20 protein-coding genes are annotated in these 24,353 nt (G+C 62.0%); 16 read left to right on the forward strand and 4 right to left on the reverse strand.

The window, feature by feature from the left end:
* Nucleotides 1-105: 105 nt before the first annotated feature.
* Both HPY55_15570 and HPY55_15575 read left to right on the forward strand, forming a co-directional pair.
* Nucleotides 106-2,631 carry a leucine--tRNA ligase gene (locus HPY55_15570; GenBank protein NPV72024.1) on the forward strand — a complete coding sequence of 842 codons (2,526 nt, stop codon included), beginning with the start codon at nucleotides 106-108 and terminating at the stop codon, nucleotides 2,629-2,631.
* Between the two features lie 316 nt (nucleotides 2,632-2,947).
* The gene (locus HPY55_15575) at nucleotides 2,948-3,670 is read left to right on the forward strand and encodes a ComEA family DNA-binding protein (protein NPV72025.1); all 723 of its coding nucleotides are present in this window, start codon (nucleotides 2,948-2,950) and stop codon (nucleotides 3,668-3,670) included.
* Nucleotides 3,671-3,755: 85 nt separating this feature from the next.
* Here HPY55_15575 and HPY55_15580 read toward each other — a convergent pair whose 3' ends face one another.
* Entirely contained in the window at nucleotides 3,756-4,268 is a 513-nt protein-coding gene (locus HPY55_15580; protein ID NPV72026.1) for a hypothetical protein, read from the reverse strand.
* Nucleotides 4,269-4,498: 230 nt separating this feature from the next.
* On the opposite strand from HPY55_15580, the gene HPY55_15585 reads away from it, so the two are divergent.
* From HPY55_15585 to HPY55_15645, 13 genes are all read left to right on the forward strand, one after another.
* Complete coding sequence (locus tag HPY55_15585; protein NPV72027.1) at nucleotides 4,499-6,700, forward strand: DUF1156 domain-containing protein; 2,202 nt, start codon at nucleotides 4,499-4,501, stop codon at nucleotides 6,698-6,700.
* On the forward strand, nucleotides 6,684-7,712 hold the full coding sequence (locus HPY55_15590) for a hypothetical protein (protein NPV72028.1): 1,029 nt from the start codon (nucleotides 6,684-6,686) through the stop codon (nucleotides 7,710-7,712). The genes HPY55_15585 and HPY55_15590 overlap by 17 nt, the downstream gene beginning before the upstream one ends.
* Before the next feature lie 332 nt (nucleotides 7,713-8,044).
* Nucleotides 8,045-8,335, forward strand: coding sequence for a hypothetical protein (locus HPY55_15595; protein NPV72029.1), 291 nt, complete (start codon nucleotides 8,045-8,047; stop codon nucleotides 8,333-8,335).
* Nucleotides 8,336-8,398: 63 nt separating this feature from the next.
* The gene (locus HPY55_15600; protein NPV72030.1) at nucleotides 8,399-9,700 is read left to right on the forward strand and encodes a DUF362 domain-containing protein; all 1,302 of its coding nucleotides are present in this window, start codon (nucleotides 8,399-8,401) and stop codon (nucleotides 9,698-9,700) included.
* 116 nt (nucleotides 9,701-9,816) lie between these two features.
* The gene (locus tag HPY55_15605) at nucleotides 9,817-10,047 is read left to right on the forward strand and encodes a biotin/lipoyl-binding protein (protein ID NPV72031.1); all 231 of its coding nucleotides are present in this window, start codon (nucleotides 9,817-9,819) and stop codon (nucleotides 10,045-10,047) included.
* Nucleotides 10,048-10,080: 33 nt separating this feature from the next.
* Entirely contained in the window at nucleotides 10,081-10,827 is a 747-nt protein-coding gene (locus tag HPY55_15610; protein NPV72032.1) for a 3-oxoacyl-ACP reductase FabG, read from the forward strand.
* A 75-nt stretch (nucleotides 10,828-10,902) separates the two neighbouring features.
* Entirely contained in the window at nucleotides 10,903-12,936 is a 2,034-nt protein-coding gene (locus HPY55_15615) for a sigma 54-interacting transcriptional regulator (protein NPV72033.1), read from the forward strand.
* Nucleotides 12,917-13,615 (forward strand): lipoyl(octanoyl) transferase LipB, encoded by a 699-nt coding sequence (gene lipB / locus HPY55_15620; protein ID NPV72034.1) that lies wholly within the window; start codon nucleotides 12,917-12,919, stop codon nucleotides 13,613-13,615. Before HPY55_15615 ends, lipB begins: the two co-directional genes overlap by 20 nt.
* Nucleotides 13,616-13,620: 5 nt before the next feature.
* The gene (gene fabF / locus HPY55_15625; protein ID NPV72035.1) at nucleotides 13,621-14,829 is read left to right on the forward strand and encodes a beta-ketoacyl-ACP synthase II; all 1,209 of its coding nucleotides are present in this window, start codon (nucleotides 13,621-13,623) and stop codon (nucleotides 14,827-14,829) included.
* 64 nt (nucleotides 14,830-14,893) lie between these two features.
* Nucleotides 14,894-15,901 (forward strand): DUF1893 domain-containing protein, encoded by a 1,008-nt coding sequence (locus HPY55_15630; GenBank protein ID NPV72036.1) that lies wholly within the window; start codon nucleotides 14,894-14,896, stop codon nucleotides 15,899-15,901.
* A gap of 212 nt (nucleotides 15,902-16,113) precedes the next feature.
* On the forward strand, nucleotides 16,114-16,395 hold the full coding sequence (groES, locus tag HPY55_15635) for a co-chaperone GroES (GenBank protein ID NPV72037.1): 282 nt from the start codon (nucleotides 16,114-16,116) through the stop codon (nucleotides 16,393-16,395).
* A 53-nt stretch (nucleotides 16,396-16,448) separates the two neighbouring features.
* Nucleotides 16,449-18,062, forward strand: coding sequence for a chaperonin GroEL (groL, locus tag HPY55_15640; GenBank protein ID NPV72038.1), 1,614 nt, complete (start codon nucleotides 16,449-16,451; stop codon nucleotides 18,060-18,062).
* Nucleotides 18,063-18,226: 164 nt separating this feature from the next.
* Complete coding sequence (locus HPY55_15645; GenBank protein NPV72039.1) at nucleotides 18,227-20,737, forward strand: ComEC/Rec2 family competence protein; 2,511 nt, start codon at nucleotides 18,227-18,229, stop codon at nucleotides 20,735-20,737.
* Here HPY55_15645 and HPY55_15650 read toward each other — a convergent pair.
* Together HPY55_15650 and HPY55_15655 are read right to left on the reverse strand one after the other, a co-directional pair.
* Nucleotides 20,714-21,376, reverse strand: coding sequence for a LysE family transporter (locus HPY55_15650; GenBank protein NPV72040.1), 663 nt, complete (start codon nucleotides 21,374-21,376; stop codon nucleotides 20,714-20,716). The two genes, HPY55_15645 and HPY55_15650, sit on opposite strands and share 24 nt — an antisense overlap.
* Nucleotides 21,373-21,882 (reverse strand): Lrp/AsnC family transcriptional regulator, encoded by a 510-nt coding sequence (locus tag HPY55_15655; protein NPV72041.1) that lies wholly within the window; start codon nucleotides 21,880-21,882, stop codon nucleotides 21,373-21,375. The genes HPY55_15650 and HPY55_15655 overlap by 4 nt, the downstream gene beginning before the upstream one ends.
* Nucleotides 21,883-22,108: 226 nt before the next feature.
* Between HPY55_15655 and holA the strand changes: the two genes are divergently transcribed.
* The gene (gene holA, locus HPY55_15660) at nucleotides 22,109-23,149 is read left to right on the forward strand and encodes a DNA polymerase III subunit delta (protein NPV72042.1); all 1,041 of its coding nucleotides are present in this window, start codon (nucleotides 22,109-22,111) and stop codon (nucleotides 23,147-23,149) included.
* On the opposite strand, the gene HPY55_15665 is transcribed toward holA, so the two are convergent.
* A complete protein-coding gene (locus HPY55_15665; protein NPV72043.1) occupies nucleotides 23,127-24,206 on the reverse strand; it encodes a GerMN domain-containing protein in 1,080 nt (359 codons plus the stop codon). The genes holA and HPY55_15665 overlap by 23 nt on opposite strands.
* Nucleotides 24,207-24,353: the final 147 nt, after the last annotated feature.

Consider the following 24,353-nt stretch of genomic DNA (forward strand, 5'->3'; position numbering starts at 1 on the left):
TTTATGAACGGCTTACCGAATGAGGGTGGTACCGCGAGAGAAGCCTCTCGCCCCTTGGGGCGGGGGGCTTTTGCGCAGCTTCAGGGACTGTAAGGGGGGTCCGCATTGGACAGGTACGATCCGGCGGCAATCGAGAAGCACTGGCAGGGAGAGTGGGCAAAGCGGGAGCTCTATAAGGTCACCGAGGATGCCGCCAGGCCCAAGTACTACTGCCTCGAGATGTTCCCATATCCTTCGGGGAACCTCCACATGGGCCACGTCCGGAACTACGCGATCGGGGACGTGGTCGCGCGGTTCCACAGGATGAACGGGTATAACGTCATCCATCCGATGGGTTTCGACGCGTTCGGCTTGCCGGCGGAGAACGCCGCCATCAAGCGCGGCATTCACCCCGCGACCTGGACCCTGAACAACATCGCCCTCATGAAGAGCGACCTGGCCATGCTCGGCACCAGTTACGACTGGGACAGGGAGGTCATCACGTGCCTGCCGGACTACTACAGATGGACGCAGTGGCTGTTCCTCCTGATGTACAAGCGCGGGCTGGCATACAGGAAGATGGCCGCCGTGAACTGGTGCCCTGACTGCAAGACCGTGCTCGCGAACGAGCAGGCGGAGACCGGCAAGTGCTGGCGCTGCGGAACACCCGTCACGAAGAAAGAACTCGAGCAGTGGTTTTTCAGGATAACCGATTACGCGGACCGGCTGATCGACGACCTCAAACTCCTCGACGGGTGGCCCGAGAGGGTCAGGACAATGCAGGAGAACTGGATAGGAAGGAGCGAGGGCGTCCGCGTGGACTTCCGGATCGAGGGTTCCGGCGACGCCCTCCCCGTGTTCACCACGCGGCACGACACGATCTACGGCGTTACCTACATGGTGCTGGCGCCCGAGCACCCGCTCGTGGCGAAGCTCGCGGCAGGCACCGTGTACGAGGAGCCGGTCAAGCGTTTCGTGGAGAGCCTGCTCACGGTGTCGGAGATCGAGCGCACGTCAACCGAGACAGAGAAGATAGGCCTTTTCACCGGGGCCTACGCCATAAACCCGCTGAACGGCGAGAAGCTCCCGATATGGATAGCCAACTACGTCCTGATGGAATACGGCACCGGCGCGGTGATGGGCGTGCCCGCGCACGACCAAAGGGACCTCGAGTTCGCGCGCAAGTACTCGTTGCCGGTCAGGATCGTGATCCAGAACGAAGCCGGCACGCTTACGGAGGACCGCCTGGCGGAGGCTTATGTAGGTTCGGGGCCGATGGTCAACTCCGGGCCGTTCAACGGGCTGCCGAACGAAGACGGCAAGAAGCGCATCGCCGATTTCGTCGAGCAGAACGGCCTCGGCAAGAGGCAGGTCAACTATCGCCTCAGGGACTGGTTGATCTCGCGCCAGAGGTACTGGGGCGCCCCGATCCCGATGATCTACTGTGACAAGTGCGGGGTCGTCCCGGTCCCCGAGGACCAGTTGCCGGTGATGCTGCCCGAGAACGTGGAGTTCGCTGCGGGCCGCCTGTCCCCGCTGTCGTCATCGGAGGAGTTCATCAGCACCACCTGCCCGTCGTGCAGGGGAAAGGCGCGCCGCGAGACGGACACCATGGACACGTTCATGTGCAGCTCGTGGTATTACTTCAGGTACACTTCCGCGAAGGAAACGAAGCTGCCGTTCGACCCCGCCGCGGTGCGGTACTGGCTGCCCGTCGACCAGTACATCGGCGGTATCGAGCACGCCGTCATGCACCTCCTTTACTCGAGGTTCTTCACGAAGGTGCTGTACGACGCGGGCCTCGTGCACGTGGTGGAGCCGTTCACGAACCTCCTGACCCAGGGCATGGTGCTGAAGGACGGAGCGGTGATGTCGAAATCGAAGGGGAACGTAGTCGACCCGGGGGAGCTTGTAAGTAAGTACGGCGCCGATACCGCGAGGGTGTTCATCCTGTTCGCGGCCCCGCCCGAGAAAGAGCTCGAGTGGAGCGACAGGGGTGTCGAGGGGTCGTACCGGTTCCTCAACAGGGTATGGAGGCTGGTGCTGGGCATCGCTGGCGGGACCGGCGAGGACGGGTGTGACGCGGACGCAGCGGCTGACGAGGTCGCGACTGGGGCGACCGTTACGCCGGCAGCGGGCGAGCAGGTCCACCGCAACCTCCGGCGGCTCACCCACACGACTATCAAGAGGGTGACCAACGATATCCGTGGGCGGTTCAGCTTTAACACCGCCATCAGCGCTCTGATGGAGATGGTCAACGGACTGTACCGCTACCGCGACGAGGTGCCGGAGGATTCGCAGGACGCCGAGGCGTTGCGAGAGGCCGTCGACAGCCTGGTGCTCATGATGGCCCCGTTCACCCCGCACCTTGCGGAAGAGATGTGGCGGCGGCTCGGGCATCCAGGCAGCGTCCACCTGCAAGGGTGGCCACGGTACGACGAGGCCGCAATCAAGGCCGAGCAGGTCACGGTGGTCGTGCAGGTCAACGGAAAGGTGCGCGACCGGATCCAGGTGTACGCCGGCGCCGCTCCGGCGGAGGTGGAAGCGGTTGCCCTGGACAGCGAGAGGGTGAGGCGGTTCATCGAGGGTAAGCGGGTGGACCGCGTCGTCACCGTACCGGGGAAGCTTGTCAGCATCGTGACCAGGGATTAGCGGAATGGGGGAGTTCGAGGGGGCCGTAATCCCCCATACACGGACTCCCTCGAACATTTCTCGTGGAACCCACTTTCCCGAACACACGTTCTCTGATAAAATGGTGGTAGGAAGTGGGAGACGCGGAAGGCAGGTCGGACGCAGCACCAGATGCCAGGGTTCCGCCGCAAGACGGACTACTCGCCGCTCCGGTACTATGAGGAGGCGGTCGCATACGTACACGCAGCTACGCCGCCTCACCCTTGTCGAACGAAAACACCCCTTCTGCCGCCCCGCCTGGAAGGGCAACCGGTTGCTGGAATAGAATGGAAACAACATGTTCATGTCGAAAGAAGAGGCCCTGTGCGTTTACGTCCTTACGGGGCTTCTCATTGCCGGTAGCATCGCCCTTCTGTGGGTCAACAGACCCGCGCGCCCGCCCGAGGGCGCAAGCGCCGCAGCCCCAACCGGCCCCGTATCCTCGACTTCCCGGAACGCTTCGCCGGCTACCGGGGCTCGAGTACCGCCAGTCGACGCGGGCGACTCGGCGCCCGGCGCGCAATCCGATCCCGGTCATCCGGCCGGCGGCACCCCCGGCGCCGCCTCGCAGGTCGTCGTTCACGTGTCGGGCGCCGTAAAGCGACCCGGGGTCTACCAGCTCAAGAGGGGTGATAGGGTGGTCGACGCGCTGCAGGCTGCCGGCGGGCCCAGCGCGGATGCCGCTGCCGACGCGGTTAACCTGGCCCTGAAGGTCGAGGACGGCCAGAGGGTCTACATCCCGTCAAAGAAAGACATCCAGGCCGGCCTCACCTCCCCGCAACCGTGGTTGCCCGGCGGGGCCGGCGGTGGGCAATACGGGCAGCCAGCGACGGTGAACATCAACATTGCCGGCAAGGAACAGCTGGAGGCTCTGCCCGGAATAGGCCCCGGGCTGGCAGCGGCCATCATCGACTACAGGCAGCGCAGCGGGGGGTTTCGGAAGATCGAGGACTTGATGAAAGTGGGCGGGATCGGGCCGAAGACATTCGCCCGCCTGAAACCCCTCGTCACGGTGAACTGACCCGCTGGAAGGCGAGACGCCCGACCCGGGGGCGCCTCGCCGGTCGTGGTATGTCCGGTCCAGGCGTGGAGTGCAGCCTGTCAAATCACTTTACCGCCGCCTGGGCCTGCTCGACGTAGGAGATTGCCGCCTCGAGGTACTCGCTCTTGTCCTCCAGGTTGGCTTTGACCTCGGCGAGTATGGACTCGGCCTTTTCGAAGTCCTTATCCATCCTGGCCTCGACCAGGTCGATCCGCAGCAGATGATTGGCGTCACCCTCGTCCTTCACCTTCGCGATGCTCTGTACGGCCTGCCTCAGGTAATCGAGCGCCACGCGCACCTTCTCCGGGTCGAGATCCTTGTTCTTGCGGGCTTCCTCGATGGTCTCCCGGAACTCCTTCCGCTCTCTGCGGTAGGTTTCCCAGAGGCCGTGGACCTTTTCGCGGAGCGCCTTGATTTCCTCCAGGTCCCCCTTGATCTCCTCGCGCATCGCCTTGATCTCGGCCCGCGCCTCGTTCTTGGAGTCGGTGCCCTGCTGGGGCTCGGCCAGGGCTGTCGATGCCAGGGTTACCAGCAGCGCCACTGCCACGACCAGACTGATGACCCTCTTCGTGTTCATCCTTTAACCCTCCTCGTATTCCGGCCGGTTCAGCCCGGCCTGTCGTCTTTCGATTGTCATTATGGGATAGGGGCTTTATGGATCCTTTTCACATTCTTTAACAAAAAGCTAAATCAAAAAACAGCATATTTGATCCGCGACCTTGTTTTCGAAGGATTGCCGGCGCAGTGATAGAAATGGATAGCCAGGGCAAATGTCGAGACCGGTGAGACTGGGCTGGGGGATCGTGTATGATTGAGAAGGATTTTGACGTTTCATTTGTCGCCGACATGGCCCTACGCGAGAAGCAGATCCAGCAAAACTACCGCCCTATCATTGCCGTCCACAAGTGGTTTGCCAGACGCCCGGGCACGTTGTTCAGGAGCCTCATTCTGTCAGAATTCGTTGGGGGAGACCTGCAAACCGAGTTCTTCAGATCGCACCAGTTAAGCGGACTGAGAATTGCAGACCCGTTTATGGGCGGCGGAACCCCCTTAATTGAGGCCAACCGCCTGGGGTGTGACGTGACTGGTTACGATATCAACCCCATGGCCTATTGGGTCGTCCAGCAGGAACTGGGAGGCATCGATCTTGATGCCTATCGTACGGCGTCGGTTGGCCTCCAAGAGCAGTTAGAAAAGGTGATGGGAACCTATTACAGAACGAAGTGCCTTCGCTGCGGGTCGGAGGAAGCCACTGCTAAGTACTTCATCTGGGTTAAGACGGCGACGTGCAGGATTTGCGGCAAGCCTTTTGACCTTTTTCCTGGTTACTTGCTGGCTGAGGACCGGAGGCACCCGAGAAATGTACTGATATGCTGGTCTTGCGGTGAGTTGAACGAGGTTGCTGATCGGGCTCATCCCGGGGTGTGTAGCGCCTGTGGAAGCCTGCTGCAGATGAGAGGCCCGGCAACCCGAAGTCGATGCGCTTGCCCGCACTGCAATCGGGAGAATTCTTACCCGAGCCCAGACCAAGGTGCGCCAAGACATAGACTCGTGGCAATCGAGTATTACTGCCCCCAGTGCAAGCCTAGTCACAGCGGTAGGTTCTTTAAGAAGCCGGACGAAGATGACCTTCGAAGATACGACGAATGCTCGCGACACTTCAGTGAACTTGGCGCTAAGTATGTGCCGGACGATGAAATCCCACCCGGCGATGAAACTGGTCGACTGCACAAATGGGGGTACAAGCTGTACCGCGAAATGTTTAACGACAGGCAGCTCCTCGGACTCGAGCTCAGTTGCCGCCTGATTGCGGCCGTAGGCGACCGGTCCATCAGGAACGCACTCGCCACCAACCTATCGGACCTCCTGAGGTATCAGAACATGCTGTGCCGATATGATACGATGGCCCTCAAGTCGCTGGACGTTTTCTCTGTTCATGGTTTTCCTGTTGGGCTAATTCAGTGCGAATCGAACTTACTCGGAGTTCAATACAAGACGTCGAACGTGGGTAGTGGTGGCTGGTCCAATATCGTCGACAAGTACACCAGGGCAAAGCGGTATTGCGGGGAACCCTTCGAGACAGCTCATCGGTACGGCCGCAAAGTTCAGATCCCTGTCCCCGGAGAATGGATCGGCGAAACTCGTACCGGTATGATTTCGCACCATAGAGATGTATCACTGCACTGCTCCAGCTCAACGATGAGTGACTTGCCTTCTGAATCTATAGATGCTGTGTTAACCGATCCTCCGTATTTTGGTAATGTTCAATATGCCGAGCTTATGGATTTCTGCTATATCTGGCTTCGCCGGCTGGTTGGCGACAGCGATCAGGTGTTTGCAGGGCGGTCAACGAGAAGCGAGCATGAACTTACGGGCAATGCCACTATGGAAAGGGGCCTGACTCACTTCACCGAGGGGCTATCGGCAGTGTTCGGTAGAATGGCGCGGGCCCTGAAGGCCGGCTCACCGCTGGCGTTCACCTATCATCACAATGCGCTTGAAGCCTACTTTCCTGTAGCCGTGGCCATTCTCGACTCAGGACTAGCATGTACTGCGTGTATCCCCTGTCCTGCTGAAATGGGTGCCTCTATTCACATCAATGGAACGGGGTCGTCAATCATCGACACGGTCTTTGTGTGCCGGTCTAAGGGTTCTGTCAGCAGGTCGTCACTTGCGATCGTGCCTGAGGACTTCGCGCGTCTAGTGCGCTATGATCTCCGTCAGTTGAATTCCGACTCGTATCGGCCAGCACACGGTGACATTCGTTGTATTGCCTACGGACACCTTATCAGGATGGCAATATGGAACTTGAGATCTGATTGGTCAAATAATCGCGCGACATCCGAGAAGCTGAAACTGGTGGAGAGGACGATCATAGATTTGGGAGGGTGGCATGAGGTGGAAAAGGCATTGTCTCAGGAGTTATCGTGCAGCCCGTGTCGCCAGCAGTGGGTCGCCTTAGACGCCCAAACAGAGTACGGAGGATGGTCCGATGAGATATCCTTTTGAGGTGCCTTTCTCCGAGTTGGAAACCAACGTTCAGGACTTCGTTTCGGTAGTCTTCTCTTCCCTTGAGTCCGAGTTCTTGGTCATGCCAAAGGGGGAAGGCTTCATCAACTACCCATCTTTTGAGAAGGCTTACGAAGTGCTCAAGCGAGCTACCCGTGGGTTTGAAAGTGTCGAGACCGAGTCCATAATGCTCGTTGCGGTAGAAGAACCGTTGACCCTAATAGTGCTTCGGACTATCCTAGGGCTTACCTCCTCGGAGTGGGCTTACGTTGCGAGCCAGCGCTCGGACCACCATATTACTCAGGGCTGGGCCCGGTCCTTCGATCGCAACGTTCGAATGGCTCCCTTCTCGCCTTTGCCTGGTGGTGAGAAGACGCTGAAGCGCGTGAGGACTCTGGTCGATACAGCTTGCCAGATGCTCCAAGAGCCCGTTGAAGACGTTGGTCCAAACAAGATCCACAGATTCGACAAGGCTGACACCCGAGAGGGCTCAACCGGCCTCAGGAACCTCTCTAGTCTGGGCGTTCCATACTCGATGCTCCTCTACGAGCGTCTCTTGGGGCGGCCGTTTGCCGGCCACAGGGATTCGGTCTCTGAGCTAGTGGGCGACAATCTGGAGGTCGCAATTGAAGACGAACTTGCCAAGGCCGGCATAACTTACAGGAAGACCAAGCGGGTAGAGCGCATACCAGGGTTTGATCAATCTCCCGACTTCATTATTCCTACCGAGTTCAACCCCCAGGTGGTCATTGAAGCGAAGGTGACGGAAGATGACGGAACGGCTCGGGACAAGGTGACTCGCATCCAGCACTTGGCGTCCCTGCGGAGACTGCCAGGAAACGAAGGCTCTCCCACATTTGAGGTAGTTGCGTGCATAGCCGGTCGGGGATTTGGTGAGCGGCGTGAGGACATGAAGAAGCTTCTCTTGGCGACACACGGTAAGGTCTTTACACCCAGGACATTGCATCGGCTCGTGGAGTGTACTCGGCTTCGCGAATTCAAGACGAAATAATGTCGCAGGAGCATCGATGACCTCAACGGATAATTAACGCAAGATGCATAAATGGGCTGGGTGAGCCTTCTGGACCCAGCCCACTATGTCTCTTGCCTCGCGTAGAACCGGTGTGCCGGGCGGTGGGTTGTATCAATGGGACATGTATCAGTTGCGGTACATGTCCCACCTGTTTTGGTAAGCCGGGTCTGGATTAGCCTGGAACATGTCCCTTTATTGCTGGGGTTCAGAGAGTGTTCTTGCAGGCAACGACTGGTCACGACATCGGCACGTTACTTGCTGATATACACATTGGCCCCCGCTGGAAGGGGGAATGCGCTTGGGGGCGCGGGATGGCGGCATTGCTGCCGGATGAGTCCTCGCAGTATAGAGACAAGCCCGTGTGCCTGTTGAAAGGAGTGTGCGCGCGCGACCTCGGCCCAAGGATCCTGGCCTACCTTCTGGGCTGGGGAAAGATGGCCTTCCCCGGACCCAGGGGCGAATGGTGGCTGTTCAGCCTGGTGCCGGTTCTTGGAGGTATCTCCGGTGGTCTTGTGTTCCACAGAGTCATCCTTCCGTGCTATCCGCTGGACGAGGCGAGTAAAATCAGCAAGACGGCTTCGGCCAGCGCATCGGGCGACTGATTGACCTGGTCGCCGCTGGATTCCTGTTAACGGGACCCCCAAAAAAAACAGGAGGGATGGGTAATGTCAGACAGGCCAAAAGTGGCAGTGGTAAAGACCCCCAAGCTCGAGGGCACCGATGGTTTTCTGGGCGGCAAGTTCGTCCGGTACGATGAAGACGTGGCCGCCATCAGGGCTGCCGTGGACAGCGCCGTCAGGCTCGCCATCGGCTCTCTTGATGCCATCATCAAGCCGGGCGACAAGGTGCTCATCAAGCCCAACCTTGCCTTTCAGGCGCCTCCGGAAAGCTTCGCGGTGGTCGATCCGCGCGCAATCGAGGCGGTGACCGCCTATGTGAAGGAGTACTCCAGGGCGGGCGAGGTCTGGGTCGGGGATAATCCCTCGCTTGGGATGCATGTAGGCCGCGCCAAACCTGCCTTTGAGGTCTCCGGCATGGAGGCTGCCGCCAGGAGGGGTGGGGCGGATCGCGTTATCTACTTCGACGAGACCGAAGTAGTCGAGGTAGACATCCCCCAGGCCAAGGTGTTCAAGAAGGCCACGGTTTTCAAGCCCTTCCTGGACGCCGACGTGGTCATCAACCTTCCCAAGATGAAGGTGCACCTGGCCGGTACCGTGACGCTCGGGCTGAAGAACTGGAACGGGATCATCCCCAACGTCCACCCGCACGGCCAGCAGCAGGGCGCCCACCGCGCCGATCTGGGCCAGAAGTTTGCGGACCTCTACAGGGTACGCAAGCCCGACTTGACCATCATTGATGCCATCATCGGGATGGAAGGCCAGGGGCCTCACGCCGGGACGCCGGTTGAGATGAATCTGGTCATCGCCGGAACCGATACCGTTGCGGTCGACGCCGTCACGTCCAGCATCATGGGATTCGAGCCTATCGAGATCCCCGCTGTGCGCTGCGCGGCCACCGAGGGCCTCGGGGTCATGGATCTGGAGCAAATCGAGATCCTGGGCGAGCCCCTGGAGAAGGTGCGCCGGTTCTTCAAGCGCCCGAACGGCGATCCCGTTGGAATGTATCCGGGTTTCACCGTGTACTCGCAGCAGACCTGCCCGGGCTGCTATGTGAACGTCAGGGGCGCTCTTGACTCATTCAAGAACAGCGGTTTCAAGATGCCGGATTTCATTAAGGAACGCGGTGAGGTTGTGGTAGTGGCCGGCGGGGTCCCCGATTTGGATCCAGAGTTCACACGAGGCAAGCACCTCTTCGTGGTTGGCGACTGCTGGGAGTACTTCCCCTCGGCTCCGAAGGTCCGGGAGGCGGCGACGCTGGCCAAGACGGTCACCAAGTACCCTGGCTGCGCTCCCGTGTACATCTTTGCTCAGATGAACGCTGATTTGCAGAATCTGGCCAGAGGTTGATGCCTGGCCGCGGCGCGGCAATGTAGACTGAACCTGCGTCAGGCTCCCGCCTTTGCCCCCCTGTTCGGCGGTGCGACCGGAACAGGGGGGCAAGGGGCGGAAGGAGGCGATTCCCAGTGACGGAAGTCGTTGTGCCGCGGTTCGCCGAGGGAGGCACCAAGATCAGGCTGGTGTCCTGGTTCAAAAAAGAGGGCGACACCGTGACAGCCGGTGAAAGCATGGCCGAGGCCAGCACCAGTAAGGTCTCGGTCTTCATCGAGGCCCCCGTTGGTGGAAGAGTGGCTCGGATACTGTGCCACCAGGGCAGCGAGGTGTCCGTCGGCCAGGCGCTCGCGCTGATCGAGTAGGCCAGACTTTCTCCGGCAGGGAGGAGCAGGACCATGATTCTTGGTGATAAGGTGGCCATCGTGACCGGGGGTGGCGGGGGTATAGGCCGCGAGATCGCACTGAGACTATCCGCCGAGGGCGCCGCCATCGCCGTGGCGGACATCGACGGAGTGGCGGCAGCGGAGGTTGCGGAACTCGCCGCGTCGAGGGGCGGTCGCGCGGTAGCCGTGCCCTGCGATGTACGGCGGGTCGAGGACGTCGACGAACTCGTCGCCCGCACGCTCGACGCCTTTGGCGCCATCAACGTCCTGGTTAACAACGCGGGCATATTCCCGGTCCGGCTTTTCAGCGAGATGACCGAAGAGGACTGGGACCAGGTCATGGCCGTCAATCTCAAGGGCGTATTCCTGGTCACGAGAGCCGTCTATGGGCATATGAGGCGGCGAAAGCACGGGAAGATCATCAACATTGCTTCCGTGGCCGGCCGGTCGGGTGTGGTGGGCTTTGTCCATTACTCGACGTCAAAAGCGGGGTTGATCGGCTTCACCAGGAGTCTGGCATGTGAGGCCGCACAATACGGTATTCAGGTTAATGCCGTTGCCCCCGGCATCATCGAAACGGATACCGCCCGGGACACCTTTCCGGCGTCCGCCCTCAGGGACTACGTCGCGAGGGTACCGGCCGCGAGATTGGGCCGGCCGGATGATGTATCGGGCATGGTCGTTTTCCTGGCTTCGCCTGCCGCGGATTACATTACGGGCCAGGCTCTCGCCGTCGACGGCGGCTATACGATGGTATAGGGGTGCTTCTCACTGCTCATGGCTTATGCCGGTGGCGCTCGATGCGGTGGTACAATTGACGTGGAGGTGTTGTCCATGGGGCGCCAGAGCGAGGTCTCGACTCTTCAGCGGGCAACGGCGGCCTGGGAGGAGTTTACCTCCACGGGTTGCGTCGGCCCCGGTGCGATCGTGCCGGAAGTGCTTGAGTCCTGGAAACGATGCAGATCCATGGGTATGGACCCCTACCAGGTAAACCATGGAGTAGCCCTAACTCCCGAGGAACTCCTGGATCGCGCCGGCAGGAAAAAAGAGCTCCTGGAGCTCTCGCTACCGGTGATGCGCGAGGTTTACGCAGTTGTGAAGGGATCCGGCTTCGTCGCTATCCTCACCGACGAGGATGGGGTCATCCTGGAGGCCTTCGGTGACGCGGAGATGACCGAGTCGGGTAAGAAGGCCAACCTGTTTCGCGGGGCAGTCTGGAGGGAAGAAGTCGCTGGAACCAGCGCCATCGCGCTTACCCTCAACACGCGGCGTCCGATACAGATAGCCGGCGCGGAGCACTACTTCGCCCATGAGCATACGCTCACGTGTTCCGCCGCCCCCATTTTCGATCCCGAGGGGAATCTGACCGGAGTCTTCAACATGACCGCCCACAGCGAGCAGGTCCATCCCCACACCCTGGGCATGGTCGTGGCGGCTGCCCGGGCGATTCAATACGGGCTCCGGGTCTGGAAGGACACTCAGAGAGTCAGACTGGCAAACCACTTCATGAAAGCCACGCAGGAATCCATCTCGGATGGGCTGCTGGTTCTGGATGCCAAGGGTAATATCGCTGATCTCAACCGCCAGGCGGCCAGAATCCTCGGTCTAAGCCCGGAACTGGCTCGTGGGAAGCCCGTTGCGACAGTCCTTAGAGGCCAGACGTCGCTTCTGAAGGTGCTGGAAAAGGGTCAGCCTCTCGCGGATTCCGAGTTGATTCTGGAAACGACGAAGCGTCGTGTGTCTGTTCACGTCGACGCTCAGCCCATACGAGACGATGAAGCGATCCTGGGCGTGGTCGCAGTGGTCAGTGAAAGCAAGAAGCTACACCGCCTGGTTAACCAGATTTCCGGCGCCCAGGCCCGGTTTCACTTCGAGGACATTGTCGGCGAGAGTGACGCCATTCGCCGCGCATTGAAAATGGCCCAGATTGCTGCCAGGAGCAGGTCAACGGTACTTATCGAGGGAGAGAGCGGCACCGGGAAGGAACTGTTCGCCCAGGCAATTCACAACGACTGCGACGCCAGGGCGCCGTTTGTCGCCGTCAACTGCGCCGCGATACCGGCCACCCTGATCGAGAGCGAGCTTTTCGGGTACGAGGGAGGGGCGTTCACCGGGGCCAGTCCGGGTGGCCGCCCGGGCAAGTTCGAGCTGGCCAACGGAGGAACCCTCTTTCTGGACGAGATCTCGTCATTGCCGCTGACGCTTCAAGCCGTTCTGCTCCGGGCCCTTCAGGAGCGAGCAGTCGTCCGGGTGGGCGGACACCGGGTCATTCCGGTGAGTGTCAGGATCATCGCCGCGAGCAACCGTGACCTGACCAGGGAGGTCAAGCAGGGCAATTTCAGGGAAGACCTGTACTACCGCCTCAACGTCCTGAGAATCAGTGTGCCACCCTTGAGGGACAGGCCGTCCGACATTCCGTTGCTGGTCGACCTGTTCGTACGACAGGTAGGGGAACAATGCGGGAAAACGATAAAGGGGACCGATCCTGCGGTTATGGAGGCCCTTCAGCGCTACCAGTGGCCGGGGAACATCCGTCAGCTTCAGAATGTGGTTGAGCGGGCGGTCAATTTCGCACAGGGCGAGCACCTGACAGTGGAGACCCTGCCTGATTATGTCCTCGATAGATCGGACGCACACGGAACCGAAGCGCCGGAGTGCCGGGTCACTACGGAGGATTTCCCGGACCTCAAACCTGAGGAGCTAGCCGAGCAGAGCAGGCTCCAGGCGGTTATCACGCAGTTCGATGGGAACCTGGTGAAAGCGGCCAAGGCCCTGGGGATTGGCCGGAGCACTCTCTACAGGAGGCTGAGACGATTCGGTTTGACTCCTCAACTGGCGAGGGATTTCCGTGACCTTCGATTGGGTTGACCTTGGCCTGGTCGAATACGACCAGGCATTTCGCTTCCAGGAATTGGTTCACCAGGAGAGATGCAGCGGCACGATACCGGACACCGTCATTATCCAGGTTAACCCGCCGGTGATAACCATAGGCCGGTCCGGCTCGCGGGGCAATCTGAAGGTCTCGGAAGAAGCCCTGGTTCGTGCGGGCGTCCGGGTGCTTCACGTCTCACGGGGAGGAGACGTCACCTACCACGGGCCCGGACAACTGGTGATCTCCCCTGTCCTGGGTTTGAAAGATCTCGGGGTAAACCTTCGCCGCTATGTTTATGGGCTCGAGCAGGTGGTGATCAGCCTCCTGAGTCTGTACGGAATAGACGCAGGCAGGATCGACGGGCTTCCCGGCGTCTGGGTAGGGAACCGCAAGATCGCTGCTCTGGGTATCGCCGTCCGGCGAGGGGTGACCCTTCACGGAGTGTCCCTGAATGTCCAGCCTGACCTGAGGCATTTCGATTGGATTACCCCCTGTGGTCTTGAGGGTTACGGCGTCACTTCGATGGCTGCTTGTCTTGGAAGGCCTCTGGATGAGCAGCAGCTGAAATCCGAATTTCTTCGGGAGTTCGGCGTGGAATTCGGGGCGGACACCTCCTATGGCTCCAGCCCTGGCGCGTGGTGGTCATCTTGGACGTCGAACGGAAAGTCGTCATAACTGGCATGGGGGTGGTCACCCCCATAGGGACCGGAAAGGATTCGTTTTGCAGGTCGTTGCAGGAAGGTCGATCCGGCACTGCGCGCATCGCTTCCTTCGATCCCTCTCTACTTTCGTCGCAAGTGGCGGGCGAAGTTCGCGACTTTGATCCGGACGCCTTCTTCGGTCCCCGGGAAAGAAGGCGGATGGAGAGGTTCGTCCAGTTTGCCGTCGTTGCTGCGAGGATGGCCGTGAGTGATGCAGGGCTGGAGCTCCAGCGCCTGGACGCCGAACGAGTGGGCGTCCACCTCGGAACGGGTCTAGGAAGCTTCGCCCTGACGGAGAGGGAGATGCGCACATTCTTTGAGAAGGGACCCGGCAGGGTGAGCCCCACGTATTTTGCCACCGTATTGCCTAACATGGCCTCGGCTCAGATAGCTACATGTCTCGGAGCGAAGGGTTACCTGGGTACCACCTTGACTACCTGTGCGGCTGGGACGCAGGCGGTGGGTGAGGCCGCCATGGTACTGAGGCTGGGGAAAGCCGACGTCATGCTGGCCGGTGGGAGCGAGGCTAATGTGACACCATTCAGCGTGGCTGCCTTTGCGGCCATGAAGGCTCTGTCTACGGCCAACGATCAACCAGCAAGAGCCTGCCGGCCCTTCGATCGTGGCCGGGACGGGTTCGTCATCGCGGAGGGAGCGGCGGTCTTCATCCTTGAGACGCTCGCCGGCGCCAGGAGGCGCGGGGCCAGGGTTTACGCCGAACTGGCAGGCTTTGGGTCAAAAGCGGACGCCTACCACGCCACTTCGCCCGCTCCGGACGCTCGCGGAATGCGAGCGGCCATGGAGGAGGCCATGCGGGAAGCAGGTGTTTCCCCGGAACAGATCGATTACATCAATGCTCACGGGACCGGGACTGTACTGAACGATCACCTGGAGACCCTGGCCATCAAGAAGGCATTGGGTGTGAGCGCGTACCGGGTTCCGGTCAGTTCCACCAAGTCAATGACCGGTCATACCCTGGCAGCCGCCGGGGCGGTGGAACTGGCTGCCACGCTGGTCGCCATGGAGCGGGACTTCATTCCGCCGACCATTAACTACGTTAATCCCGACCCGGAATGCGACCTGGATTATGTTCCCAACGAAGCAAGGCGGGCTCGGATAGACGTCGCCCTCAGCAATTCGTTCGGATTCGGCGGACAGAACGCCTGCGTTGTGCTGCGGAGGGTCTAGAGGCTCGCCCGAACTCCAGGCCGGTTGTCCGTCAGGCCATTACGGAAATGGAGGAGGAGCATCTATGGGCAATTGCGGTGTCCGAAATGAGTACGCAGGCAGGCGACAGACCCCCTGGGGGGGTACGAGGACTCTGGTGGCAACGGGCCTGATGATCGGCCTGGGGGTGTTGCTGCCGATGGTTTTTCACGCGGTCAACCTGGGCAAGGTATTCCTTCCCATGCACATCCCCGTCTATCTGGCGGGTCTCTATCTCGGGCCTGTCTCCGGCCTGCTGGTCGGGCTAATCACACCCTCCCTCAGCGGGGTACTCACAGGCATGCCGGCGTTTATGCCCCCTGTAGCGCAGGCCATGACGGTAGAGCTGTCGACCTACGGCGTCGTCAGCGGGTTGTTCAGGAGATACACGAGGACTCGCGCCACCACGGCCCTGGTAATATCGATGATCTCAGGCAGGCTGGTGTATGCGCTGGTATGGCACCTCGCAATGCCCTTGTTCGGAGTGAAGCAGGTCCCTGTGGCAACCCTGCTTGGGACAAGCGTCATCACGGGGCTCCCAGGGATCATCCTCCAGATAATAATCGTGCCGTTGATGGAAGGGCTGTTCAGGCGGGCGGGATACGGATATGAATCCGGGCCGGCGTCGGGTGACCTCGGGCTGGCAGCCGCCGTCCTCAACAGGGGGCATTCAGTCGTGGTGGTCAAGGGCGGACGTGTGCTCACTACGAAGGATGGTAGCGGTGTGACACCGTTCCTCGAGGCGGCATGCAGCCTGGGCCGGGACATGGAAGGCGCCGCACTCGCGGACCGCGTGGTCGGCGTAGCGGTCGCGAAACTCGCCGTGTACTTCGGCGTGCGCGAGGTGTACTGCAGGGTAGCGAGTGAGCCCGCGGGGGACGAACTGTCGAGGGCAGGCATACCGCTGACATATGACCGGCTTGTGCCCCACATCATGAACAGGGAGGGGACGGACCTGTGCCCAATCGAACGCCTGGCATCCGGCGCCATTTCACCTGCTGAAGTGTACGCGCGGTTGTCTGGAATCCCGGCCTCCAAACCTGCCGGGGCCTGAAGGCCTGCGGGGCCAGAGCGGTGGATGGCGTGGCTAGGGGACTCGCACGGGACAGAATTCTGCGGGCCCGCCTGAGGTCGTGCACCCCCGCACAGGCCCGAGACCAGTTGTTGACACGGGTTGCCCCGCTGGATATAATGTGAAACTGGTAGCACTCAGCATGGGTGAGTGCTAACAGAACAGCGTATATAGGCGAAAGGAGGACCGACTGAATGATTAAGCCTCTTGCCGACAGGGTGGTTGTGAAGGCGATCACTCAGGAGGAGAAGACCAAGGGTGGCATCGTGCTCCCCGACACTGCGAAGGAGAAGCCCATCGAGGGTGAGGTCGTAGCGGTGGGGCCAGGCCGCATACTGGACAACGGGACGAAGCTGGCGCCCGAGGTCAAGGTTGGTGACCGCGTGATTTTCTCCAAGTACAGCGGGACCGAGGTCAAGATCGACGGGACGGAATACCTCATCCTGCGTGAGAGCGATATCCTCGCTGTCAAGTGAGCCGTCCATCCGCGAACAATTTCTGAGGAGGTAGATCACCTGTGCCCGCAAAGATGCTGGCATTCGACATTGAAGCCAGGAAGGCGCTGGAGCGGGGCGTCAACGCGGTCGCTTCGGCGGTGAAAGTGACTCTCGGCCCCAGGGGCCGCAACGTGGTTCTCGACAGGAAGTTCGGGTCGCCCGTCATTACCAAGGACGGCGTAACCGTCGCGAAGGAAATCGAGCTCAAGGACCCCTACGAGAACATGGGCGCGCAGCTCTGCCGCGAGGTCGCTTCGAAGACAAACGATGTCGCCGGTGATGGAACCACCACGGCTACGGTGCTCGCCCAGGCGATCGTCGCGGAAGGCCTGAAGAACGTCGCCGCTGGCGCGAACCCCGTATTCATCAAGAGGGGCATCGACAAGGCGGTCGCGTCCGTCGTCGAGGAGATCAAGAAGATCTCGACTCCAGTTGAGGGCAAGGACGACATATCGCACGTCGCCGCAATTGCCGCGAACGACCCCGAGATCGGAAAGCTCATCGCCGAGGCAATGGACAAGGTCGGCAAGGACGGTGTCATCACGGTCGAGGAGTCCAAGGGCACCGCGACCACCGTCGAGGTAGTCGAGGGCATGGAGTTCGACAGGGGCTACATCTCGCCTTACTTCGTGACGAACCCCGAGGCCATGGAGGCCGTCCTGGAGAACCCGTACGTCCTGCTGTTTGAGAAGAAGGTCTCCGCCGTAACTGACCTCCTGCCGGTCCTGGAGAAAGTCGCCCGCTCGGGCAAGCCGCTCCTGGTTATCGCCGAGGACGTCGAGGGCGAGGCGCTTGCGACGCTCGTCGTCAACAAGCTGCGCGGCACGCTGCAGTGCGCGGCCGTGAAGGCCCCCGGGTTCGGTGACAGGCGGAAGGCCATGATGGAGGACATAGCCATCCTGACCGCCGGCCAGTTCATCTCCGAGGACATCGGCATCAAGCTCGAGAACGTCGACCTGAACATGCTCGGCGAGGCCAACAAGGTCCGCATCAACAAGGAAAAGACTACCATAGTCGAGGGTAAGGGCTCCAAGAAGGCGATCGAGGCGCGCATCGGCCAGATCAGGAAGCAGATCGAGGATACCGATTCCGAGTACGACAGGGAGAAGCTCCAGGAGCGGCTCGCCAAGCTCGCCGGCGGCGTCGCCTTGATAAAGGTCGGCGCGGCCACCGAGACCGAACTCAAGGAGAAGAAGCACCGCGTCGAAGACGCTCTGTCCGCGACCAGGGCGGCCGTTGAGGAGGGCATTGTCCCGGGCGGCGGGGTTACTTACATCGCCGCCATGGCCGGCATGGACAAGGTGCAGGCTGACGGCGATGAGAAGGTGGGCGTGAACATCATCCGCAGGGCGCTCGAAGAGCCGCTGCGGCAGATCGCGTCGAACGCCGGGCTCGAGGGTTCCGTCGTCGTGGAGAGGGTCAAGTCCGAGAACAAGAAGGGCTTCGGCCTGAACGCCATGACTATGGAGTACACGGACCTGCCCAAGGCCGGCGTCGTCGACCCCGCCAAGGTCGCGCGCTCTGCACTCGAGAACGCGGCCAGCGTCGCGGCGATGGTGCTGACGACCGAGGCTCTCGTTGCCGAGATACCCGAGAAGGAGAAGAAGCCGCCGTATCCGCCGGGTGGCCCGGACATGGACTACTAAGCGGAAGACGGTCAGCCCAAATTGAACCGCATGCTTACCAGGGCCGCCTGAGGGCGGCCCTGGTTCCTGGTGGATGGCGTACGGGAGTGGCGCCAGGTGAACCCGCTGGCGCCGCACGCCATCACATGGTATTATCTGGATAGGGCGCCGGGAAAGAGGGACACGTGCGAAGGGTCCTCTGCATCCTGGCGTTCTCTTTTGTTGCCGGAGCCTGGGGCGCAGCGGCCTTGCCGGCCGCAACCGCCGCGCGCGGCGGGCCGGTCGCCGCCGCGGCCGCACAGGTAGCTATGTGCGCTGCAGTGTTGCTGGCGGGTGCGGGTGGCGGAACGAGATTCGCCGCGGGGAGATGGGTATCAGCCCACTCGCGCACGTCACGCGCGCCACAGGTGGCCCTGGTTGCGGCTGCCGCCGCATGTATCGCCGCGGGCTTTCTCAGGTACGCGGCGTGGGAGCGTGCGTGTTCGGGCAACACCGCAGGCCTGTTCGACCGCGACTACTCGGTCGTCGAGGGCGTGGTAATTGAAGAACCCACGGTGTCGAGCGGTGGCTTGAGGTTCAAAATGGCCATCGAGCGGGCGGGCGCGTCCGCAGCCCGCGCCGTCGCTGCTCGCGGGCTCTTGCTGGTCCGGTTGGCGCCCGGTGACTGGGAGGGGCTGCCTCCGCCGGTATACGGGGACGCGGTCAGCGTCTGCGGCACGGCGCGGCGCCCGCGTGGAAGGTCGAACCCGGGCGGCTTCGATTATGCGCCGTACCTCCGGTCGCAGGGCGTCCACGTCGAACTCCTGGCCGGGCCGGGTGGTGTGGACGTGATCGACAGTGGCCGCGGGAGCCCGCTGATGAGGGTGGCGTCGCGGCTCAGGGCCAGGATGGAGGCCGCCGCCGATGCCGGCCTACCCCCGGTGCAAGCGTCGCTTCTCAAAGGCATTGTGCTGGGCTCGCGGTCCTCCATGCCTGACGAGGTTGAGGAGGACTTCAGGCACGCGGGAGTCTACCACATACTGTCCGTCTCCGGGCTTCACGTGCAGTTCGTGCTGCGCTCGCTCACGACCCTGCTGGGCCGGCTGCGCGTCCCGAAGCGTGCCTCAACAGCCTTCGCGCTCCTGGCCCTTCCATTCTACGGCCTGCTCACGGGGATGCGTCCCCCGGTGCTGCGCGCAGTGATCATGGCCGTCCCTCCCAATGTGGCGCCCTACCTGCAACGAAGACCAGACCCGCCGACGTCGCTGGCACTGGCGGCCATCGCGGTTGTGGGGTGGTGGCCGGGGTCCGTGCTCGACCCGGGGTTCCATTTGAGTTTCGGGGCCACCGTCGGGCTGATGGTCTTCTCAACACGCGTGCAGGCCGCCCTTGGGTTCCTCCCGACAGGTCTTGCCTCGGCGCTCTCCGTGACCGTGGCGGCGCAACTCACCGTGTTCCCGGTCGTGGCGCGGGAGTTCCAGGAGATCTCCCTGGTGTCGCTGGCGGTCAACCCGCTCGTCGTCCCGTTGACCGGGTACGCGACAGGGCTGGGGTTGGCGGGCATGATTGCGGGGTGCCTGGTTACTCCCTTCGGGACCCTGGTCAACCTGCCCAACAGGCTCATCCTCTATCTCGCGATGACCATCACTTCGCTTGCGGCGGGAATGCCCGGCGCATTCTGGTACGTGTGCCCGCCGCGCGCCGCCACATCACTCACGTACTACGCCGTCCTGTTCCTCCTGTGGAGGGCATTCCCACCTGAGACAATCGCCTGCCGCTGCGGCCGCACGCGTCTCGCCGCCGCCGTAATCGCCTCTGCGCTCGCGCTCAGCCTGGTCCACGCCGCAGAGACCGCGCCCCCGCGCGGCCTGGAGCTGGTGTTTCTCGACGTGGGTCAGGGCGACGCCATCGTGATCAGGTGCCCCGGGGGAGGGGTTACGCTCGTGGACGCCGGAGGCCCCGCCCGGGCCGGCCGGCCGTCGGCGGGCGAGAAGGTGGTGTTGCCCGCGCTCAGGTGGCTGGGCGTTCGCAGGCTCAATGCCGCCATGATCACCCACCTCCACGACGACCATTACGGCGGAATGCCCGCGGTACTCGAGCGGCTCGAGTGCCCCAGGGTGATCGTTCCCCCCCACCGCGCCGAGCAGGCCGTGCGAGCCGGGATTCCTCAGCGCCTTATCGCCGAGGCCGCGGCCGGGTACTCGTGGGTGGACGGCGGTGTGCTTTTCGAGGTTCTACATCCTCCTGCCGCCAGTTCCGACCCCGGGGGGTCCGGCACAACGGGGGCGGACGCGGCGGGACAGGACGCCGGAGGAGAGGCGGAGGAGGATGTCCCCGAGAACGACCGGTCCATCGTGCTCAGGATGACTTACGGGGCTACACGGGTGCTTCTCACGGGCGACGTGGGGGCAGGCGTCGAGCGCTCACTGATTGACGGAGGCGATAACCTCGGGGCCGGCGTGTTGAAGGTGGGCCACCACGGGAGCAACGGCTCGTCCTCCGCGGAGTTCCTCGCCGCGGTCGGTCCCAGGTATGCGGTAGTGCAGGTGGGCCCGAACAATCACGGCCTCCCGGGGACCCGGGCTATCTCCAGGCTGCGGGCAACCGGGGCCGCCGTGCTGCGCACGGACCACCGGGGAGCCGTTACCGTTTTTACCAACGGGCGGGACGTGTCGGTGAGTTGTTTTCTGAACTCATGCGCGGCCAGTTGCGATTGACAGGCCGCCGAGCAGCATTCTGACGCAGTAGAAAAGAAGTACCGCGGCGCACACGAGGTTCACGGCGCGCAGCGCGCGGGGCGACACCTTTCCTCTCACGAACGCCCAGAAGTTCGCGGCGAAAGTGGCCCAGGACCAAACGCCCGCCAGGACTCCGGCGTACGTCACGGTGAGGTCCGGGACGGATGCATGAGTACTTGCGAGGGCCGTGCCTATCGAGGCCCAGAGCATAACTGGGACCGGGTTAGTCGACGTGACCAGTAGCCCGGTTCCGTAGCTCTCGAGGAGTGGATGGAGCCGCCGCGGCATTGCCGTCGACGCGCCGGAGGAATCCACGGCGGAGCGAAGTTCCCCGGCATTCGAGGACGCGCGGTACGTGTTCAGGGCGGTGCGGAACAGCACCGCGGAACCTACCAGGCTTACCACCACCCTGACCATCGGCGGGAGGCCGAAGGTGGAAGCACCCCATATCGCGAGGCCGAGGTATACGGCGTCGACGGTGACGGCGCCCGTGGCTACCGCCATCGCGCACAGGTTCCCCTGCGCGAGGGCCGTTCGCAATATTACGATGGTCACGGGGCCCACCGGCGCGGCGACAGACACCCCGAGGCCGAATCCGTTGATGAAGTTCGCTATCATGACCGCACCCCTGCCACGTTTTCCGCCGCCTTGCGCTGGGCCGGCTGAGCGCAGTCGTCGGGGGGGTCGACGCCGAACGTGTCCTTCACGGTCGAAAGCACGACCATAGTCCGGGTGGTGCGGACCCCTTCGATATCCTTCAGGAGCTCCGACAGGAACCTCTCGAGGGCGGCCACATCCGCCACCGCCACCTTCAGCATGTAATCGCTATCCCCCGTGGTGTGATGGCATTCCAGCACCTCGGGGGCGGACATGACGGTGGAAGTGAACTGGGGGATGAACCTCGGGCTCTCGAGCGTGACGAGGGTAATGGCGAGAAGACCCATTGAGGCCTTGCCGGGGTCGATATTGACGGTGTAACCCCGGATTAATCCGCGCTCCTCCATTTTCCGCACTCGCGCGGCCACAGACGGGATTGTGAGGTTGATCCTCCGGCCGATCTCCGAATAAGACATCCTCGCGTTTTCCCTGAGCAACTTCAAGATCCTCGAGTCCAGCGCGTCCAAATGGGTTCACCCCGTCGTAGTGTGGTCTAATGTGAGTATAGCACCAGCCGTTATGAATGCAAGCAGCGTCTAATGAGTGCCACATTAGATAAGGCAATGAGCACCTGATGCTTTACTGGTTATCTATCGCCGCGGTAATACCGGACTGGCGCCGCCGGAGGGGAACCGGCGCGCGCGAAGAATCCTAGGAGTACGGGGCTCGCGAACCATGTAGGGGAGGGATGCAATGGACGCGGTGCGCGCGATTAAGAGCATTGAAATGGGCGACGTGGCGCCCGCGTACCTCCTGTGGGGAAGCAGGGCATTCCATGCGAGGGTCGTGGAAGTGCTGCGCAGGTGCGTTGTGGACCGCGACTGGGAGGACCTGAACTACAGCAACATGGACGGGAAGACGTCCGCGGCGGAAGTCGTGGGGTTGGCGAGGTCGGCGCCGTTCGGCTCCGGCAAGAAGCTCATCGTCGTTTCGGACCCACCGTACCTGCGAAAGGGCGCCGACGACGGGGTGCTCCAGGCGTACCTGAAAGACCCCGCGGACTGGACGATCCTGGTTTTCCTCCTCGACGAGAAGCCTCCGCAGTCCGCCGCGGTGAGGTCCATCGACGAGGCTGGGGGCCTTGTCGACTGCTCCGGCCGTGGCAGCGCGGTGGTCGAATGGGTGCGGTCCCGGGTGAAGGATGGCGGGAAGGCCATCACGCCCGAGGCTCTCTGGGCGATCTGCGAGATGTCGTCGGGAGACGCCGACTTCCTCGACACCGAGGTGGATAAGATAATCACCTACGCACACGATGAGCCCACCATAACCATCGCACACGTCAACGAGGTGGGCTTCGGCCATTCCGACGCGCGGGTATTCGACCTGCTCGACTCGATCATGGACGGTGACACTTCGACATCCGTGTCCCTTGCCGCCTCGCTCGAACTGGCCGGCGAGGACCTGCAACGGATCATGCAGACACTCGCGTGGCACTTCCGGACGCTCTACCGGTTCAAGCACCTGACTCGTCGCGGCATGGGCGCGCGAGAGGCCGCCAGGGAGGCCGGTATAAGGGAATTCCTGATCGGGAAGTTCAGCAAACAGGCGGGGAGGCTCACAAACGAGAGGATCGCCTCCTGCCTGGAAGCGATCCTCGATACCGATGTCGCCGTCAAGTCCGGGCTGCTCCACGAGTCGGGAGCCCTCGACACACTCATCGTCCGCCTGTGCAAGACCCTCGGCAGGAGCGCCGCCGGCCGGGACAGGGAGCCTACTTCGGAAAGACGTCGATAACGACCCTCAACGGATTCGTGAGCGAATACAGCCTGTACGTATACGTCTTCTTCACGTCCAGCGCAAGTGCCAGCGTGACCATCTGGTCATCGCCGCGCGCCTCGTCGACTACGCGCGTGAGACTGACGGCCGGCGCCGCCCCGAGCATCAAGGGTGCCCCCGCCTTGAGCCTCGAGTCGTTCACCGCGCGTGTCCCGTTGACGTCGATCGTGATCACCCTCGAACTCGCGCTGAGCGAGGTCTTCACGACGGGGCACTGGGTGGCTGCCGTGCCGTCGGTGTTCTCGAGGTCGAGAACGAGCCTGAAGCGGGTGGGGTTTGTAGACCAGCGGACGGACTTGACCGCCATCCCGTCGGCCGGTTTCCCGATCGTCTGGACCGCGGCGCCGCCGGTTGTGCCGGATCCTGGCGCGAGCGGTGTACCGTCGGACTTGTCGCGCTCGATGAGCTTCGGCAGGCCCACGTGCCCCCAGAAATCCTCAATCGGGCGGCCGTCGACCTGGCCGCTCGACTTCCCCTCGATTAGCGGCTTGATGGTCGTCAGCTGGGTACACCCGAACACAGTCCTCTTTACTGAGTCCAGCGCCAGCGCCTCACCGGTCGAGCTCACGCCCACCTCGGCCGACGCCTTCGTTATGATCTCTTTACTGAAGTTCACGGTTGCCATGGATTTCTCGACATTCACTGAGAGAACCCGCGTGCTTTTCGGCAGCGAAGGGTTCAATCCGCGGGACTTCTCATCGGCGGTTGGGCCCGCGATGAGTGCCTCCAGTGCCGCCTTGACGATTGACTCCGTGCGCCCGTCGCCTTTCGGGACAGACCTCTTGACCTGCTCCAGCGCAAATGGATTCCCGCTCTTGATGAAGTAGATCCCGACTTCAGTGGTGTCAGCCGAGGGTTGCGGTATCTTCGCCGGAGGCGTGGTGGGATCCGGCGCGGTTTGGGGCGGCCCCTGAGGGGTCTTCTGCTCCTGCTTCCTCCCGATGCAGCCGCCGGCCACGACTGCCAGGGATACTGCTACGAGCACGACGGCCGCCATAATGATGCGGTTTCTCATTTCTATCATCACTCCTCGGCGATTTTCATTCTGATAGACGCCGGGTGTCGCACGCTTGTTCCTGGAGATTGGCTGTTGGTCCAAGACGACTGAGGAGGTAATATATATGATGACGGCTGGGTTGAAACCATTTGGGCCGCGACGGCG

The organism is Bacillota bacterium (genome assembly GCA_013178305.1).
Lineage (GTDB): Bacteria > Bacillota > Sulfobacillia > JABLXB01 > JABLXB01 > JABLXB01.

Excerpts from the sequence above, each read along its gene's own strand:
- HPY55_15575 (NPV72025.1), top strand. The coding sequence starts at position 2,948 with ATGTTCATGTCGAAAGAAGAGGCCCTGTGCGTTTACGTCCTTACGGGG.
- HPY55_15580 (NPV72026.1), bottom strand. The coding sequence starts at position 4,268 with ATGAACACGAAGAGGGTCATCAGTCTGGTCGTGGCAGTGGCGCTGCTG.
- HPY55_15585 (NPV72027.1), top strand. The coding sequence starts at position 4,499 with ATGATTGAGAAGGATTTTGACGTTTCATTTGTCGCCGACATGGCCCTA.
- HPY55_15590 (NPV72028.1), top strand. The coding sequence starts at position 6,684 with ATGAGATATCCTTTTGAGGTGCCTTTCTCCGAGTTGGAAACCAACGTT.
- HPY55_15595 (NPV72029.1), top strand. The coding sequence starts at position 8,045 with ATGGCGGCATTGCTGCCGGATGAGTCCTCGCAGTATAGAGACAAGCCC.
- HPY55_15600 (NPV72030.1), top strand. The coding sequence starts at position 8,399 with ATGTCAGACAGGCCAAAAGTGGCAGTGGTAAAGACCCCCAAGCTCGAG.
- HPY55_15610 (NPV72032.1), top strand. The coding sequence starts at position 10,081 with ATGATTCTTGGTGATAAGGTGGCCATCGTGACCGGGGGTGGCGGGGGT.
- HPY55_15615 (NPV72033.1), top strand. The coding sequence starts at position 10,903 with ATGGGGCGCCAGAGCGAGGTCTCGACTCTTCAGCGGGCAACGGCGGCC.
- fabF (NPV72035.1), top strand. The coding sequence starts at position 13,621 with ATGGGGGTGGTCACCCCCATAGGGACCGGAAAGGATTCGTTTTGCAGG.
- HPY55_15630 (NPV72036.1), top strand. The coding sequence starts at position 14,894 with ATGGGCAATTGCGGTGTCCGAAATGAGTACGCAGGCAGGCGACAGACC.
- groES (NPV72037.1), top strand. The coding sequence starts at position 16,114 with ATGATTAAGCCTCTTGCCGACAGGGTGGTTGTGAAGGCGATCACTCAG.
- groL (NPV72038.1), top strand. The coding sequence starts at position 16,449 with ATGCTGGCATTCGACATTGAAGCCAGGAAGGCGCTGGAGCGGGGCGTC.
- HPY55_15650 (NPV72040.1), bottom strand. The coding sequence starts at position 21,376 with ATGATAGCGAACTTCATCAACGGATTCGGCCTCGGGGTGTCTGTCGCC.
- holA (NPV72042.1), top strand. The coding sequence starts at position 22,109 with ATGGACGCGGTGCGCGCGATTAAGAGCATTGAAATGGGCGACGTGGCG.
- HPY55_15665 (NPV72043.1), bottom strand. The coding sequence starts at position 24,206 with ATGAGAAACCGCATCATTATGGCGGCCGTCGTGCTCGTAGCAGTATCC.